The organism is Methylobacterium sp. J-059 (assembly GCF_022829485.1).
In the GTDB taxonomy this organism is placed as follows: domain Bacteria; phylum Pseudomonadota; class Alphaproteobacteria; order Rhizobiales; family Beijerinckiaceae; genus Methylobacterium.
Window position 1 is genome coordinate 1 of record NZ_JAKSYA010000181.1, and the last position, 16,246, is coordinate 16,246.

At 57.7% G+C, this 16,246-nt stretch carries 13 protein-coding genes and 2 pseudogenes; 4 read left to right on the top strand and 11 right to left on the bottom strand.

What is annotated here, in order from left to right; all coding sequences use genetic code 11:
- Window positions 1-146: 146 nt before the first annotated feature.
- Both MKK55_RS27645 and tnpC read left to right on the top strand, forming a co-directional pair.
- Window positions 147-434, top strand: a pseudogene (locus MKK55_RS27645) (integrase core domain-containing protein); the annotation flags it as partial.
- Window positions 430-1,549: pseudogene (tnpC, locus tag MKK55_RS27650) on the top strand (IS66 family transposase); the annotation flags it as partial. The pseudogenes MKK55_RS27645 and tnpC, both read left to right, overlap by 5 nt.
- A gap of 309 nt (window positions 1,550-1,858) precedes the next feature.
- On the opposite strand, the gene MKK55_RS27655 reads toward tnpC, so the two are convergent.
- The 11 genes from MKK55_RS27655 to MKK55_RS27705 all read right to left on the bottom strand — a co-directional run bounded on the left by MKK55_RS27655 (window position 1,859) and on the right by MKK55_RS27705 (window position 13,870).
- Window positions 1,859-3,463 carry a hypothetical protein gene (locus MKK55_RS27655; RefSeq protein WP_243938864.1) on the bottom strand — a complete coding sequence of 535 codons (1,605 nt, stop codon included), beginning with the start codon at window positions 3,461-3,463 and terminating at the stop codon, window positions 1,859-1,861.
- 400 nt (window positions 3,464-3,863) lie between these two features.
- Window positions 3,864-5,255 carry a long-chain fatty acid--CoA ligase gene (locus MKK55_RS27660; RefSeq protein WP_243938866.1) on the bottom strand — a complete coding sequence of 464 codons (1,392 nt, stop codon included), beginning with the start codon at window positions 5,253-5,255 and terminating at the stop codon, window positions 3,864-3,866.
- Window positions 5,252-5,491: an acyl carrier protein gene (locus MKK55_RS27665; RefSeq protein WP_243938868.1), complete on the bottom strand. Its 240-nt coding sequence runs from the start codon at window positions 5,489-5,491 to the stop codon at window positions 5,252-5,254. Before MKK55_RS27665 ends, MKK55_RS27660 begins: the two co-directional genes overlap by 4 nt.
- A complete protein-coding gene (locus MKK55_RS27670) occupies window positions 5,484-7,277 on the bottom strand; it encodes an HAD-IIIC family phosphatase (RefSeq protein WP_243938869.1) in 1,794 nt (597 codons plus the stop codon). Before MKK55_RS27670 ends, MKK55_RS27665 begins: the two co-directional genes overlap by 8 nt.
- A complete protein-coding gene (locus MKK55_RS27675; RefSeq protein ID WP_243938871.1) occupies window positions 7,274-8,464 on the bottom strand; it encodes an SDR family oxidoreductase in 1,191 nt (396 codons plus the stop codon). The genes MKK55_RS27670 and MKK55_RS27675 overlap by 4 nt, the downstream gene beginning before the upstream one ends.
- 1 nt (window position 8,465) lies before the next feature.
- Entirely contained in the window at window positions 8,466-9,503 is a 1,038-nt protein-coding gene (locus tag MKK55_RS27680) for a 3-oxoacyl-ACP synthase III family protein (RefSeq protein WP_243938873.1), read from the bottom strand.
- Window positions 9,500-10,174, bottom strand: a complete 675-nt coding sequence (locus tag MKK55_RS27685) for an MBL fold metallo-hydrolase (RefSeq protein WP_243938875.1) — start codon at window positions 10,172-10,174, stop codon at window positions 9,500-9,502. Before MKK55_RS27685 ends, MKK55_RS27680 begins: the two co-directional genes overlap by 4 nt.
- 5 nt (window positions 10,175-10,179) lie before the next feature.
- Window positions 10,180-10,893, bottom strand: a complete 714-nt coding sequence (locus MKK55_RS27690) for an SDR family NAD(P)-dependent oxidoreductase (RefSeq protein WP_243938877.1) — start codon at window positions 10,891-10,893, stop codon at window positions 10,180-10,182.
- On the bottom strand, window positions 10,890-11,171 hold the full coding sequence (locus MKK55_RS27695) for a hypothetical protein (protein WP_243938879.1): 282 nt from the start codon (window positions 11,169-11,171) through the stop codon (window positions 10,890-10,892). Before MKK55_RS27695 ends, MKK55_RS27690 begins: the two co-directional genes overlap by 4 nt.
- Before the next feature lie 110 nt (window positions 11,172-11,281).
- Entirely contained in the window at window positions 11,282-12,001 is a 720-nt protein-coding gene (locus MKK55_RS27700) for a GNAT family N-acetyltransferase (protein WP_243938881.1), read from the bottom strand.
- A gap of 150 nt (window positions 12,002-12,151) precedes the next feature.
- Window positions 12,152-13,870 carry a glycosyltransferase gene (locus tag MKK55_RS27705; RefSeq protein WP_243938883.1) on the bottom strand — a complete coding sequence of 573 codons (1,719 nt, stop codon included), beginning with the start codon at window positions 13,868-13,870 and terminating at the stop codon, window positions 12,152-12,154.
- Between the two features lie 713 nt (window positions 13,871-14,583).
- On the opposite strand from MKK55_RS27705, the gene MKK55_RS27710 reads away from it, so the two are divergent.
- Window positions 14,584-15,072, top strand: a complete 489-nt coding sequence (locus MKK55_RS27710) for a sugar 3,4-ketoisomerase (RefSeq protein ID WP_243938885.1) — start codon at window positions 14,584-14,586, stop codon at window positions 15,070-15,072.
- Between the two features lie 23 nt (window positions 15,073-15,095).
- The gene (locus MKK55_RS27715) at window positions 15,096-16,202 is read left to right on the top strand and encodes a DegT/DnrJ/EryC1/StrS family aminotransferase (RefSeq protein ID WP_243938887.1); all 1,107 of its coding nucleotides are present in this window, start codon (window positions 15,096-15,098) and stop codon (window positions 16,200-16,202) included.
- Window positions 16,203-16,246 lie beyond the last annotated feature (44 nt).

The window sequence follows — 16,246 nt, forward strand, 5'->3', positions numbered from 1 at the left end:
GCCGCAGCACGACATCGGGCTAGAAAAGCATCCCGTCACCGCAAAACATCCAGATCGGCGCACGGTCATCCCCTCGGTCAGCCGGCCTTCAGGAAGACAACGCGACCGAAATACAACGCCGAGCCTCCACCGAGCGCTTACCCCGAAACGATATCGACCATCGTTTGACCAAGCCGCGTCACCCCTGGACCAACGGTCAGGTCGAGCGAATGAACCGCACGATCAAGGACGCAACGGTCAAACGCTACCACTACGACAGCTACGAGCAGCTTCGCGCGCACCTGGCCGACTTCGTCAGCGCCTACAACTTTGGCCGCAGCCTCAAGACCCTACGTGGCCTCACGCCCTACGAGGCCATCTGCAAAGCATGGTCCGCCGAGCCCGGCCGCTTCAGGTCAAAACCGCTCCACCAAATGCCGGGAACAAAAATCTAAAGTACGGGTGCTCGTGATCCGCTGCCCGCGCTACGCCTGCCGCGCCTGCGGGGACGCGGTCGTGCAGGCCCCGGCACCGGCGCGGCTGATCGAGGGCGGTCTACCCACCGACCCTCTCGTGCGCAGGTACTCGTCTCCAAATATGCCGACCACCTTCTGCGGTATCGACAGGCGCAGATCTACGCACGCTAGGGCGTCAGCCTCGAACGCTCGACGCTGGCCGACTGGGTCGGGCGTGCCGCCTTCCTGCTACGGCGCGTGCACGCGCGGCTACTGGAGGCGCTCAAGCGCTCGGGCAGCTGTCTGCCGACGAGACCACGGCAACAGTGCTCCATCCAGGACGCGGTCGCACCAAGACTGGCGAGCTTTGGGCGTATGCGCGCGATGACCGATTCTAGGGCGGGACCGATCCGCTCGGCGTCGCCTAAATCTACGCCCCCGACCGCACGGCCGGACGAGCGATCGCGCATCTCAGTGGATTTGCAGGCCTGCTCCAAGTCGACGGCTATGCGGCCTACGAGAGCTTGGCCAAGGGCGGTGCGGCTGCCCTACTGCTTGAGCCATGTGCGTCGGCAATTCTATGGCTTCGCCGCCGCCTCGCCGATCGCGACGGAGACGCTCTCCCGCATCACGGTGCTCTACCGGATCGAGGCCGAGATCCGCAGGCGTCCGGCCGAGGAGCGACGGGCGACCCGTCACGAGCGAAGCCGGCCAGTGGTCGAGGGGCTGGAGACGTGGTTGCGAGAGAAGCTCGAACTCTTAAGCCGCAAGAGCAACCTGGTGCACGCGATCCACTACCCCCTGAACCGCTGGGCTGGGATGACCCTGTTCCTCGATGACGGGCGTATGGAGATCGACTCCAACACCGTCGAGCGCGCGACTAGCCTCTGACTTTGAGTCGGAAGAATGCCATGTTTGCTAGTTCGGACGGCGGGGGCGAGCACTGGGCGGCGATCGCCTCGTTGGTCGAGACCTGTAAGCTCATCGGCGTCGAGCCGCAGGCCTACCTCACTGACATTATTACCCGCATCGTCGAGGGGCATCCGTAGCGGCGCCTCGACGAGCTTCTGCTCTGGGCTTACCCGAGCACACGCACTTTCCAAGCGGTCGCCTGAGACCGCTCCGGCTCTGGCGCGTCAGTCGGGCCGTGTAAACAGGATCCGGAACAGCGCCCCGGACCGGCGCAATCCCTCGTCGGCCAGCACATGCGTTGAGCCAATGCTTGGCCGACGTTGCGGCGAGGGACAAATCCAACGAGATGCGTTCGCTCGTCCACGCTCAGGTCTACGTGGGCAGGTCGTGGACCCAAAGCCATCGATAACCTCGATGCGAACACCCCCACGCATCAGTGCCAAAATCAAAATCTGCAACCGAACTTATAACCAACACCACGAGCTAGAACCAACTATTTTTGATTTCCTGTCTTATCTTTTCGTTAGCCATGGAATAAGAGAGAGCGCATTCCTATACGTTCGCGCGGTTAAAAGCCCAATGACCTTCGACGTTTTCTGGGTAAGACTAAGGGATACGCTTTGGTGAGGCGTCAGCGGTGCGGCAACGGGCGCCACGTGGGTGGCGCGATCATGCTGAATGCTGTGTCCAATTGCCATATCTTCAAGATAGGAGAAATGGAGGGAGCGATCGAGCATATCAGGATGATGCGGATAGAGCGGAGCTGGACGAGTCGTAGATGTGCCGTCGCAGATCCGATTCAATTCGTCTTCCAGGCCGATTTTTTCAGTGCAATGATACTTTAAATAGTAATCACGCGACCGCATACCGTGCGCCTGCAAATCATCAAATGTAATATTCGATATCACCTCGGTAAACTCATGTGGGTACTGCCAAAGGAAGTGATCTGGGTATGCAATGTCCCTACTGCTGTGAAAACGTGTGAGATAATTTTCATGCATCAGCATTGGCACGCCCGCACCCATTACCTCAATTGCAGTTCGCGCGCCCCCAATCGGAAAAGATCCAATGAATAAATCAACACTATTATCGATCAAAGCCTTCCAGAGACTTGGGGTCCAAGGAATATATACTAAGCGAGAAGGATCGATGCTTCGCTCGAGCATTTTGTGGTGCATGTGCTGCAGAGCACTCTCCGGCATAACACCAATATGAATATGGAAGCCGTTTCGCGCTTCAAGCCGATCGATTATCAGCTCGTGATAAGGATAGAAATAAAAATTCGAGAACTTGTGTGGGTTAGCAGAGGAACAGGTTGTTAACCGCCTTTTGTCAAGGAAAACCCTCCGAACGAAATCACTACCCAGATCGTTGATGGTCATAGGGACATAAAAATTATCAGCAACTTGCTCTCGGTCACGACAATTGCAGAATCCCACATTGTGAATGTCGACGTGGATAGCTCCCGTCAGATGGACGCCGAGACAAAGGTTGTGATCGGCGTGATGATAAAACAAGACCTTCGTTTTCTCAGTGAATGGTCTGGCCGCAGCTATAATCACCGAATCTTGGTGATGGTTCAATAGAATGATGCGGCTGGGCTCCAAGCGCGTGATCTGCTGCACAAGCCAATGCAGTCGATCCACGAGATTGCCCTTGTCGCAAATAATTATGTTTGCGTTGACCTCGCCAAGTCGAGACATAGCGAGATCATCGCCGGACATCGATCCGAGGGAATTGGTCGCCAGGATCGTCGATTTGCGCCGACCCTGAGCACGAACGATGTCCCCAATTAGAGGAGACGTACCACCTGACTTAAAAAGACCAGTACAGATGATGACGGAAACGTCATCATTTGAACAGAATTCATCTCTATGAACTATATTTCCGTAGAATTCGTGGTAAAAACTCAATCCGATTTTCTCGCAAAGTCTATCCAACTTTGCTGAGCCAATTAGTTCTCCTGGGGGATATTGTCGGTGCATGACGAGTGTAATAAAATTTAGAAGGCTTTCCAACGCGCCATTGTACTGTTTAGCTTTAACCTGATCCGCTACGCGGCACTCGAGATTATAATATTGCGAATATTCTACAGATTTTTGAGATTCTTGATTCACTAGATTATCCAATTGAGACATTTTGGATTGCCGTAGGATACTAATGCTACGTAAACTGCGGGGTGCTCTAAATCGCCGTCAGATGTCGGTCCCGCTCGAATGTTGCTGGGTAAAATAAATTGCGCGGTTCGGATTTGCGATCTACTGTATGTCGGATGAAGAACTAGCCCTATTCAGTTCTGTTGCCGGCGGACCAGCAGGTAAAATTTGCAGCATAAACGGGGTAATCGACCTGGTCCAATGGTACATTTCAGCCTAACCTAGAATTGCAGAAACTGCTGCAGCCGTAAGGGACCACACCCCAATCTAAGGCCAAGATGGGACGGCAACCCTCCCGGGCTTCGGTATGAAACCGCGCCGTCGCTCGCAGAACTCCATCGAGCGTTGCTGGCAACACCTCCTAGTCCGTCTCTTTGGAAATGGTTCTGGCTGACGCTGGTTGGCTGTGACTAGTCGAAAATCTGATTTTTTTCTGTCGGACCGAATTCAGTGATTCGTTAGTGATGATGATCTTGCTGGGTGCCTTGTAAGGGGCCAGTACAGCCTTGCAGGCAAGCCGGACCCGCAGCTTCAAGGATTCCACTGTTTCTGGCTCTCTAAGCCGGATCTTGGCCGTGACCACCTGTCCGAGGATCTTGTGCGGCTCCGCCAGCACGACCACGTCTTCCACGTTGTCGATGCCGAGGATGACTTCTTCCACCTCAACCGGGTAAACCTTCTGGCCACCGACATTGATGATGTCCGTCACCCGACCTAAAATTCGCAGCCATTCTCCATCGACCTCGACCCGGTCCTGCGTATTGAACCAGCCCTCCGCGTCGAATCCGCTGGCAGCGTTCAGGTAGCCCTCCATTCGGTAGCTCGACTTAATCCAGAGCACTCCGTCTCGTACCTCCGTACGGAAGCCTTCGCCACCGACCCTAAGCCACAGAGAGCCGTCCGGTCGCGATTGGGATCGCAGGACACCGACTTCAGAGAGACCATAGGTCTGCTGCATCTGCACGCCGGGGAACGCTGCCCGCAGACGGTCGAGGGTCACCTGCGGCATGACTTCGGTGCCGTACGTGATGCGCTTGATCGACGACAGGTCGAATTCCTCGTACGCTCGCACCATCAGCATAATGTTGAGGAACGACGGCGTCACCGGAAGCAGCTCGACTTTGTAACGCTCGATAGCCGCAGCAACCTTCGCGATGGAGCGGTCGTCGACAGTAACCACTGTTCCGAGACTCGACGTGATCGCGAGGATCGTGTTGATTCCTCCGAAATGGTCGATCATCAGGAATGGGATCGTGACCATCGGCGCGCGCTGGACACGGAATTTTTCGGCGACCTGCTCGAAGTCGTGAAGAATCCCCTTCGGTGCGCCGGTCGATCCGGAGCTGAACAGAATTAATCCAGCCTTATTCTTCGCAAGGAACTCGCTGAGCAGGGCGTTTTCCACCGAGACCTGCTTCTCGGACAGGCTGAACTCTCGTCCGGTGGAATCGAACTCGGCGATCCAGTCCGCCCCCGAGACACCGAGGGCGACGTCCTGCTCGATCACCGACTCGCGGGTGAGCGGGATGACGATACAGCGATCGAGGCCGAGGGCCAGGATGAGACAGACCACTTCCGGCGAGAAATCGCCGACGACCACCACCTTGTGGCCCGGCCGGACACCCGCCTCCTGCGCACGGCGGCTGAAGCCATCGACCTGCGTGACCACCTCCCCATAGGTGACCTTGCGGTCGTTATGTATGAAGGCGATGGTGTCCGGATACCCTACGAATCGCTCGAGAAGCCACTTCATCCTTTGTCCTTTACCAAGTCCGCGACAACGAGCTTGATCAGCGCGTAGGAGGTGAGATCTGCGGCCTCCTCGTCCGGGACCGAGACGCCGAACTCTTCCTCGACTGCGAGGATCAGGTCCATGTGCTTGATGGAATCCCAGCTCTCAACGTTGTCCATGCTCGTATTCTGATCAATCGAATTTTCGTCGATGTCAAAAATTGCTGCAATTACCGACTTAAGCTTCGTCTCATCCATCATAATGAATCTTAATCCATTGAGATTGTTGCTTTTCCAGGGTCGCGAGCGAGGTTACGTAGGTCCGCTCCCCTTCACTGGCTTCCTCGGGTGCGAGCCCAAGCTGGTCGAAGAAATCCTCCACGAGGTTGTTCTTCGCCGACCGGACGAAGCGCCCCCGGAGGCGTGAGCAGCCCCTGCGCGCAGCATCCCGTGCGATGTAAGGCCAGATACTAAATTCGACTCCGCGGCCGATGACACGACAGCTCATGAGGAAGGCCTCAACCTCGGCGACATCATTCTCGTAGCGAATAACCCCGACCCCGGTAAGGCCAGCGCTGCCAAACTTATCCTTCACCGTCAGCGAGTAAACCTCCCGGTCTTCACTCGCCATGGCAGCAAGAATCTCAGCCTGTGTGTACCGGCGTGTGGTCAGGTTAAACTGGTTCGATTTCTGCGTGAGCTCACTGATCCGCGGCACGTTTGCCTCGGCATTACGCAAAAGTTCGACTTCGAGCTCCAGAGAGGCGATGTAGTCTTCCTGAGACGAGAATTGGGCCTTGAGTGCCTCGGCGGCAGCCTTCTGTTTATATTGCTGCGTCTTCGCACTGCTCTCGGCCGAGACGCCACCGGCAAGAAACAGCGCCTTGATGTCCGCGACAACGTCCGGGTATTCGGTCAGGGCCTTGGGCACCTGGAATATCGTCACTGCGGGGATCTGCGACTGCACACCCTCTAGTTCAAAGGATGAATCATCGAGGAAAACGATGCTGTCTAGGCCGACATTGAGTTCCGTTGCGATGGCTCGGAGGTTTGTCGATTTATCGTCCCAGTTGATCTTCCTGATGGTCAGATTCTCTGCGCGGATCGGCATATCAGGATGTCGAGACAGCACTTCCTCGACATCGACGGGATTGTTTTTTGTACACAGACAGAGAATGACACCGCTTTTTTCGAGCCCGAGAAACTCCTGCTGTGCCCGCCAATACACATTCCCGGGATACTCGAACGGAGACAGCTTAATTCCTTCGACAAAGTCTTCCCCGACAACCCCGCCCCAGAGTGTGTTGTCGCAGTCGAGTGCGAGCACTTTGTAGAAATAGGTGCCGTAGGCCCGGGTGGCCTTTGCAGTTCGGCGTCCAATTTCATTGAGCATCGGCAGCGCGTAGGGAGCCTTGGCCTGCGCGTAAAAGCGGCGGTCGATCGCTGCCGATAACCCGACATCACTCAGGATCGCGGGCATATCGAAGAGGGAGGCAGGCGTGGCCTCCGCGACCACCCTGGCGAGCATCTCTTGAAAGGTCTGCAGGACGGCGGACACCCGGTCCGGCTGACGGGGCTGTGCCGAAGGCCAGGTCCTGTGGAACTGGCCGACGAGCACCGTTGGGATCGGATGCGCGGCAGCGAGAGCAAGGCGATAGCGTTCGGCCAGCTCTTCGTCCTTGGCTGCGATAATCGAGTCGTCGAGCCCGGCAGCAATTTGTGCCTCGAAGGCAGGCATCAGGTTATCGAAGAAGGGAAGGACCAGCAGCACATCCACGCCGGCCTGCACGAACGTTGCGACGTCCTGAGCGACACTGTCGTAGAGGCCAGTCTGAACTTGCAGCCGCACCCCGGCTAGCAGCGCATGGCGACGCAGGTAGAGGGCGAGGCGATCCACCTGCACGTTGGAGGAGAGACCGAGCGTGACGTCCTTAAGGCCCTCTTCGGTCTTCTCCAGAAAGGCAGCGCTCTTCTGAACCTCAAGGAAACTGGCTGCCGGATCGGCCAGGAGCGCTCGGGCGTTCGCTTTATCGTTGGTGCTCATGACATTGTCAGCCCACCGTTGACCGCCAACGTGTGTCCAGTAACGAAGGCGGCCGAGTCCGAAGCGAGATAGGCAACGGCGGCTGCGACGTCCTCCGGCGTAGACAACCGGCGAAGGGGCGTTTGGCGCGCCACCATCATCTGTACCTTCTCGGGGATGTCGCCGATCAAAGTCGTCTCCGTCATTCCAGGGGCGACGCAATTGACTGTCACGCCCGATGGACCGAGTTCCGCCGCAAGGTAGCGGGACAGCGTTGCGAGGGCGGACTTGCCGACCGCATAGGAGGTCCAGGAAACGGACGGGTTCCCCTGCACCACCTGGGACGTGATGTTCACGATCCGCCCTGCATGCGCCTCGGTCATGTGAGGCAAGCAGGCCTTGATCATTTCAAAGGCGCCGCGGACCTGCACGTCGAGGTGCTTCTGCATGTCCATCCAGGCCAGTGCCTGTATGGGCTTCGCATCGATCGCCGGGGCCGCGTTGTTCACCAGCACTCCAACTCCACCAAAAGCCCGGATGGCGGCTTCCGCAATTGACGCTGCAGTACCCGGCACCGTGAGGTCACCCTGCACGGCGATAGCCCCTGGACCGTTCGCCGACAATTCGCGCACAAGTGCCTCGGCCCGGTCCCGGCGGCCACGGTAATGGACCACCACCGAATGGCCGTCCGCGGCCAGGCGACGGGAAATTGCGCCGCCGATTCCGCCGGAGCCGCCGGTGACGATGGCGACCCGGCGCCGATCGGCTTCGGGAGCCGCCTTGACCGCCTGTCGGGTTACCAGAACTTTGACTTTGGCTCGCCCCGAGAGGACCAGGTCGCCATTCTGGTTCGTGATCCGGGTTTCAAGGTCGAGCAGTCTGTCGCGCTCGTGCTTCTTGAGGACGGTGCAACCAATCTCCAGGGTATCCCCGAGGCGCACCGGGCGGTGGAACTCCATGTTCTGGGAGATCCAAAGGGCGCCCGGTCCCGGAAGCTGGGTTCCGATCACCGTGGAGAGGAAGCTCGCGCCGAGCATTCCATGGACCACGATGTCTTTGAATGGCGTCGTCTCCGCGTAAACGGGATCGACGTGCAGGGGATTGTCGTCACCCGTCAACTCCACGAAACGGCGGACGTCGTCCGCCGTGATCGTCTTGCTGAGGGCCCGGACGTCTCCGACCTGGATCGCGTTGAAATCGTGAAACATGTCAGCCGTTCGCAGTGATCTCGTAGCTCGCGACCGTAACCGGAGACCAGCGCCAGACGCTCGCGCCGAAGCTGAAGCCGGCGCCTACCGCCGCAAAGATGACCATGTCGCCGTCTTTCAGACGGTTGTGCGCCACCGCCTCGCTCAAGGCAATCGCCGTTGAGGCAGCACCGGTATTCCCGATGCGGCCGACGTTCGTGTAGGTCTTTCCCATATCCCCGCCCATCTTGCGGACCAAATATTCGATCAGACGAAGATTGGCTTGGTGGAACACGAAGAAATCCGCTTCGCGATAATTGATGCCGGATTTCTCGCTCGCGCGACGAATAACCGTCGGCAGATGCGTGATGGCCTGCTTCCAGGTCGCGATCCCGTTCAGCTCCATTGTGTCGATCGTCGGGTCGAAGGGGCGATCGGGAAGTGTGAAAGTCGAGCCACCGCCGCGTACCCGGACGGCTTCGTAGTTGGAGCTGTCCGTATGGAACGCGGAACTGAGTATACCCGCACCGGGTACCCGGCTCAGCACCACTGCCCCAGCACCATCGCTGTGATAGATCGCGGCGTCGGCGTTGGTGCGCGAGATGAAGCGGCTATTCAACTCGACACCGATTACCAGGGCGTTACGGACCTCCGGATCAAGCCGCATCCTGTCGCTGGCAACGGTCAGCCCCGTGACGAAGCCGGCGCAGTTCGCCTGGACGTCCAGCATCTGGCCGCCCGTCACGCCGAGATCCGCATGAATCTTGGAGGCCAGCGCCGGGAAGCGGTAATCGGCAGAGAAGGTGCAGCAGATGATCAAGTCGATCTGCGACGCAGCGATCCCGGCACTCGCCATCGCATCCCTAGCCGCGAACAGGGAAAGGCCCGAAGCCGTTTCATCAGGTGCAGCCAGGTAGCGCCGCTCGATACCCGTCTTTTCGAGGATCCAGTCGGGTGTGATCTTCAGGTTCCGGCAGAGCGTCTCGTTGTCCTCGACAATGGAGCCGAGACGATGGCCGACCCCGGTGATTGCGATCCCGCTGGGTTCGACCAGACTCATACCGCCATCCCCTCGTTCCGTGTCGCCATAAATTCCACCAACTCCGTGTTGTGCTCGCGAATTGCGGCGAAAATCGCCGCCCTACCATGTCCGGGACAGACCAGTGTTTCCGGATCAAATGTATCCCAGACTTTCCTGAGGCTGCTGCGCAGTACGTCGGGTTCCTCACCGGGTATCTTCGAGAGGCCAAGTCCGCCGCTGTAAAGCGTATCACCAGAGAAGCAGGTACCGTCGATCTCAATGAGGCAGCTCCCTGGCGAATGGCCGGGGACGAGGCGATGGCGGATCGACACCTCGCCGATTTGCGTCTGGCCGACTTCGTCGTGGAGGAGGGAAAAGCGCGGAAGTTTCAGCTTGGCGGGAATTTTGAAAGCCATCATAAGAAAATTGGCGACCTTGGCCGTCTTCGCATCGGCGGCATGAAGATAAACGTCCGACCCGAACGCATTCTGCAGCACGGACGCGGAGCCGATATGGTCGAAATGACCGTGTGTGCAGAAGATAGCTGCCGGCCGCACGTCGAGGGCCTTCAAGCCGGCTAGGATCGGTTCCGGGTCGAGGCCGGTATCGACAACGATAGCACCTCCGGGGACCGGACCCGTCCAAAGGTAGCTGTTTGCGGGGAACACGCCCGCACAGACCTGCCACACGTTTTCCGAAATCTGCTTCATCAGCCCTAGTTCACACCACCCAGGAACACGGTTTGTGCCGTAATGTAAGAGCTCCGCTCTGACGCGAAGAAGTCAATCACATTGAGAATGTCATCAATGTCGGCGAATCGGGCCACTGGAAGGCTCTTAATGATTTCTTCGATCTTGTCTCGCGGAAGCTGAGCCAGCATATCGCTATCGATCGCCGATATCCCGAGGGTGTTACAGGTCACGTTGAACGTGCCGAACTCCTTCGCCATTACGTTGGCGAGGGTACTGAGACCCGCCTTAGTGGCAGCGTAGACGCTGTCTCCGATCGGCTCCAGGCTCGCCGCCATGGATCCGATATTGATGATCCGTCCCCACTTGCTCTTGCGCATGAACTTCGCCGCTTCGCGGGAGATCAGGAATGGCGCCAAAAGATTGACGTTGACCATAGCCTGCGCGGCAGCGGGGGGCATGATCATGGCGTACTGAGACGTCAGAACACCCGCGTTGTTGATGACGATATCGATCCGAGAGGTCTTCTTGCGGACCTCGCCAAAGATGGCCGTTATAGCTGTAGAATTCGCGAGATCGACCTGAAAGTGCGTGTAGTTGGCGTTATCGGTGTCTGACTCATGTCGCGCGAAGCCGAGCACCCGACCACCCCCTGCGAGCACATGGTCGGTGATCTGGCGACCGACCCCTCGGGTCGCCCCGGTCACGAGGACCGTCTTGTCTGCGTAAGCCGTCATCATGCCTTCTCAGTCAGCAGCTCAACCGCGAAATCCGTCAGAGTCCGCACGCTCATAAACGGCGACGGTTCCCGGCTCATTGCCCGGTCATCCGTGAGCGCCACGGGACGATCGAACTGCGTGCCGATCGCTGTCTCGACATCCACGATGACCGACACAAGAGAGAGGGAGTCGATCGACGATTCTCCACCGAACAACAAAGTGTCTTCGGAAAGGGCAACTTGCTGATCCTCTGGCAGCTCCTCGTTAAGGCTCTTCAGGGCCTCGAAGATGATCTGCAAGACGTCGTGTCGAAGATCCATTACGTTCAGCCTCCAGAATCCATCCACTCCGCCAGTGGTGTCCGGCGTTCAGCGACGGATTGTGTTTCCTATCTTCAGCGCATCGCGCATTAGGTCGTGGGGTCTGGGACTTTGCCCGCCGCCATCAGTGCTTTCGCCCGCGCGAGGAACACCGTCCTGTATTCGTCCTCGAGGATGCCCATCGCAACGGCGTCCTGAAACCCACCACCGATTCTGTAGTGGTTACGCAGCACGCCCTCTTGCTTCATCCCAAGAAACTTCTGCCACTTAATCATTAGCGTGTTGCTGGCCGCGATAGTTCCATACAATCGCACGAGGCCAATGTCATTGAAGGCGAAGTCGTAAAGAAGGGCCATTGCCTCGACGGCGACGGGCTGCCCCTTGACCGCGTCTTCCTCGCCGATGAGGAACCTCCCGGTCTCGGCCCTCGAATTCCGCCTGTCGACATCAACCAGCGACAGCATCCCGACGGGCTGGCCACTCTTCTGCTGAATAATGAAATTATGTTCGCTCTGTGGCCGCGATGCGATCCAGCTTGCCTGATCCTCGGGGGTCTGAGCGCCATGATTTAGATGGCGCGCCCGATCCGCGGCCCGCCATTTGCAGGTAATGGCTGCATCGCCTTCGGCGAGAGGGCGCAGGTCGACAAAAACCCCCTGTAGGACTCTGGATTTAGCCGACATGACATATCCCATCTCACTGCGTCGGACTTCGGTGCTCCTGACCGTCTTGCCAGAAGCTTGATTGAATTTCCACGGCTCGGCAGTGGCGGCCGAACTTGCTAGGCATATTGAGAATTTGATCCTCAACACGACTCGACGTCCGCATCGTCTGCCATGGATAGTCATCCTCGTCCAGAGCGCATCAATTGGACCCGGTGCTCCGCTTCGCCCCCGGGGTGATGCCCGGACGTCGTGACCGGATGATGTCACCGCGGCTGTATCGGCAGAGCCGCGGTTTCAAGCGGACCGGCCCCCCTCCCGGCGCATCCCGGCGCATATGAATTTAGCGCTGACGAGCGCGATCGAGCCGGGGGATGCGGGGGACCTTCGTTGATCCAGGCACGTAGCAGCGGCCTGGGCATTGCTCCGCGTCAGGTATTCTGAGACGCGCTCCTCAAAGCTGTACCCCCGCGAGACAAGGGCGTTGCATTCGGCAACGCGGGCAGTCCGCTCAGCTTCGTGCTCGAGATAGTATCGACACTTGCTAACTAGCTCTTCGAGGGTGGAAAAAGTCTCGATGGGATTTTCGTTGCCGAACAGGTAAGACAGGTCTGTCCCAGCCACGGCTTTGGTGAGCAACAGACTTCGTGATGCAAGGACATCCAATACGCGGTATTGGATTCCGGTACCTGCCTGAGCCTGCGGCAAGTTAATCGATATCAAAGAATTGTTGTAAATCTCCATCAAATCTGCGTGTGAAGCCAAAGACTTTGCACTATGAAAAGATGCTACGACAGCTGCGTTGTATGGCATCAGTTTTTTCCAGCGGTCGTTCCCGTACAATCGCAACCCCAGGGGGGCGAGCCTATTGATGATTTCGACACGCCTGTGGTTGGTAACAATATTTTGTAGCTGCTGCTCGATCTGCGCGTCGCTCCAATGCGAAGCCGCAATCAAAATGTCGAGGGCCTCGCGGGTCGTTTGCTCTCCTCGGAGATAACCACGCCGTTCGATCTGTTCCAAACAGACGTGGAGCGCCTCCTTCCACTCCTGTGATCCGCCGATCCTGTTGAGAAGATTATCGAGACGGTCGTCGCCCACGAGGCTCGCGATCCACGTAATCGCAGCGGGCTCCTTTATCGGGCGTGCATTCCACCGTTTCACGACATCCGTTGCCGCAGGAATAAAATCAAAGTTCTTTGCCTTAGCTGGATATGTTCTCCGTAATTCTTCTTCCAGGGACCTGTATATCGGAGCGAAGATAGCATCGAGAGTGTAGGTCGCGCGGTTGTCATCATTCGAGTGATCGAAGATATGACCCTTCGAGTCAACGATGACAGAAACGACACGACAGCGGAGTGCTTTGACCACGAGCGGCAGCAACAACGAATTGTTGAAAGAGATTGCAAAATCGTAAGGCCTGTGACTTAGCCAATCTGCAAGATGCTCTTCGTCGGCGGGATCCCTCAGCCCCTTGATGCCGTCGTGATGGGCGAAGTCGCTCCCAAGGTAAACGTCGACATTCATGCCAAACGAAGCAACCGTCGACGCAATCCGTTTGATATAGGGGTCCAGATCCTTGCCCGGAGTCCATGAATACGCGAACAATGCCACCCGCGGCCGCTTCTCGCGGAATCGACAGGCGATATAGTGGATGAGCCCATTCCCCTCCAGTTGGCCGATGCCTTGGTTGTGGGCCGCGTACCAGCGGGTGCTGAAGGCAGGCGACGGATCCCTGTTCTCCCGGTGTCCGTGAGAAAGATAATGTGAGAGAGGGTCCTCGCATGCTCGTTTGACGTCCGGATATTGCGCTTCATACCATCTGGCATCAAAGACATGCAGCACATCTTTCACTGTAATCGGAGGAGAACTAGGTAGATAGATGTTTGAGAGCGCTGCGATGGCCTCGCGAGAACTGCTATGCCGCTTGTCGAAAACTAAACAAAAGGGAGAATTATCAGTAATTTGCCGGAGTGTAGCTAAAATTGCCCGGCGAATGTTAAGTAAGAGAGGCATGGCGATTCTTAGGACCCAGCAATTCGGTGTTTAGGGGGCGCAATCGGGGTTCGATCACACCGCGCGTTCATCTGCTCACCACCGCACGCGTTCGGCAACCGTCCAGCGCAGCCTCGTTCGACGTCTTCTTGCAAACGGACATCCGCAAGTGGCCCGACAAGCAGCCCGACCAAGCCTTGGCACCCGACGACGCGAGGCTACAGGAGATGGAGAGGACTGTGGTCGTAGCTCTGCTGCGCACCCCTGAAGGCCCACTGCGGGACTGGAGGTTCATTCTCTTCGCGCAGAAGACGAGGGGGCGGGCGGGGGGGCGCTAACGACCTGCCCACCGGGTCCGTTTTGTGCGACCGCGACGAGGCGCCTGCCTGTCGGCTCCGTCGGGGTACAGGCAGTCTTTGTCCGTGAGGGTGATTGGTACCCGCGGTGACGGATCGTCCGCCCTGAGACCGGGTTCAGCAAGCTGTCGTGAAGCCTTTCCGCCATCCAGAAGCGAATGAGGGCAGCGGATCCGTGCACAGCAAACCTGATTCGACCTTGCCCCGAGGGGGGTGGTTATTTTAACGGCCGCCGCTGGACCTGCGCTGGGGGATTGGCTAAATGTCCGCCGAGCTTAGGTGCGTGCGAGAGCGCTTATTGGGGAATACCCCTGTCAAATCCCCATCGCTTTCCCTCTCGCCGACAGAATTTTGACAACGTTTAAAGCGTAATATCTTTTGTTCGATAATTATTGCGATGCAGGTTTTAATGAACCTAATCTTATCAATGATGAGTGTGGAGGTAAGCGCTTTATGTGGAAAACGATAAATCTGCGAAAGATTGTCGATAGCCGCGGCAACCTGACGCCGATCGAAGGTGGAAACGACACGCCATTTCCGATTGCCCGCGTATATTACTTGTACGATGTTCCGAGCGGTTCCAGCCGAGCTGGGCATGCGCATACAGAGCTCCAGCAGATTTACATCGCCGTGGCGGGTAGCTTTGATGTTGGACTAACGAATGGATATGAGAGTGAAATCGTTCGGTTAAATCGACCAGATCAGGGTTTGTGGATCGGCCCGGGGGTCTGGCGCGATATCAACAATTTCTCGGCCGGCTCCGTCTGTTTGGTTCTCGCTTCCGCGGTTTACGACGAAGAAGAGTACATCCGCGATAAGTCCGCGTTTGATCTTTTCGTCAAGAACCAAGCGAGGGAATGTCTTTAACAATCATCCCGAGGGCAAATGCCGTGAACCGCGTTCCATTCTTTTCCTTGCAAAAAGTCCACCATGACGCACAGCGGGAGCTGGAGAATTCGTTCAAGCGAGTGTTTGAGAGTTCTTATTACGTCCTCGGCAACGAGGTGTCTGCCTTCGAGGCTGAGTTCGCACAGTTTTGCAACGTCCGACATGCGATCGGTGTAGGCAATGGTCTTGATGCACTGACTTTGATCCTGAAAGGTCTTGGCGTAGAACCGGGCGACGAAGTGATTGTGCCGGCTCACACCTTCATCGCGAGTTGGCTGGCGGTAGATCAAGCCGGAGCCAAGCTGGTCCCGGTCGAAGTCGATCCCTCTACCTTTAACATCGATCCAGAGGCGGTCCGTGCTCATATCGGGACACGAACCAAAGCCATCCTGGCCGTGCATCTCTATGGACGTCCGGCGCCGATCGACGAACTCCTTGCGATCGCTGAGCCGCACGGCGTCGCCGTCATAGAGGATGCTGCCCAAGCTCACGGCGCAGTCAATCGCGGCCGGCGGACGGGCGGGCTTGGCTTGGCCGCAGCCTTCAGTTTCTACCCAACGAAGAACTTGGGCGCCTTGGGCGACGGAGGGGCGGTCACGACGAACGACGACGAACTCGCTCGCCGCGTCCGGATGCTGAGGAACTACGGGTCGCAGGAGAAATACGTCCACGAGATCGGAGGAACCAATTCGCGCCTCGATGAACTGCAAGCCGCCTTTCTCCGTGTCAAGCTCCCCGCGGTCGATGGCCAGAACGCGACCCGTCGCGACATTGCTACCCGCTACTCTCAGGGCCTGAAGGATTGCCCGAATCTGTCGCTTCCGGCTCCTGTCGAAGATGGCGACGAGCACGTTTACCACCTCTACGTCGTGCGGTCGCCGGAACGCGAAGCCCTGCGAGCCAAGCTGGAGAGCCGCGGAATCTCGACCCTGGTCCACTACCCCATCCCCTGCTTCAGCCAGGACTGTTACAAGGGCGCCGCGTTTTCGGAGTCCTTCGACCTCTCGAAGCGGTTGGCAGACGAGGTCCTGAGCCTTCCGATGTGGCCGGGCATGTCCGACGATATGGTGGATCAGGTCATCTCCGCGGTTCGTGAAGCCTGCGCCTGACCCCCAAGACGATGCCGCGCCTGGAAGCCCCAATGGACCATCCG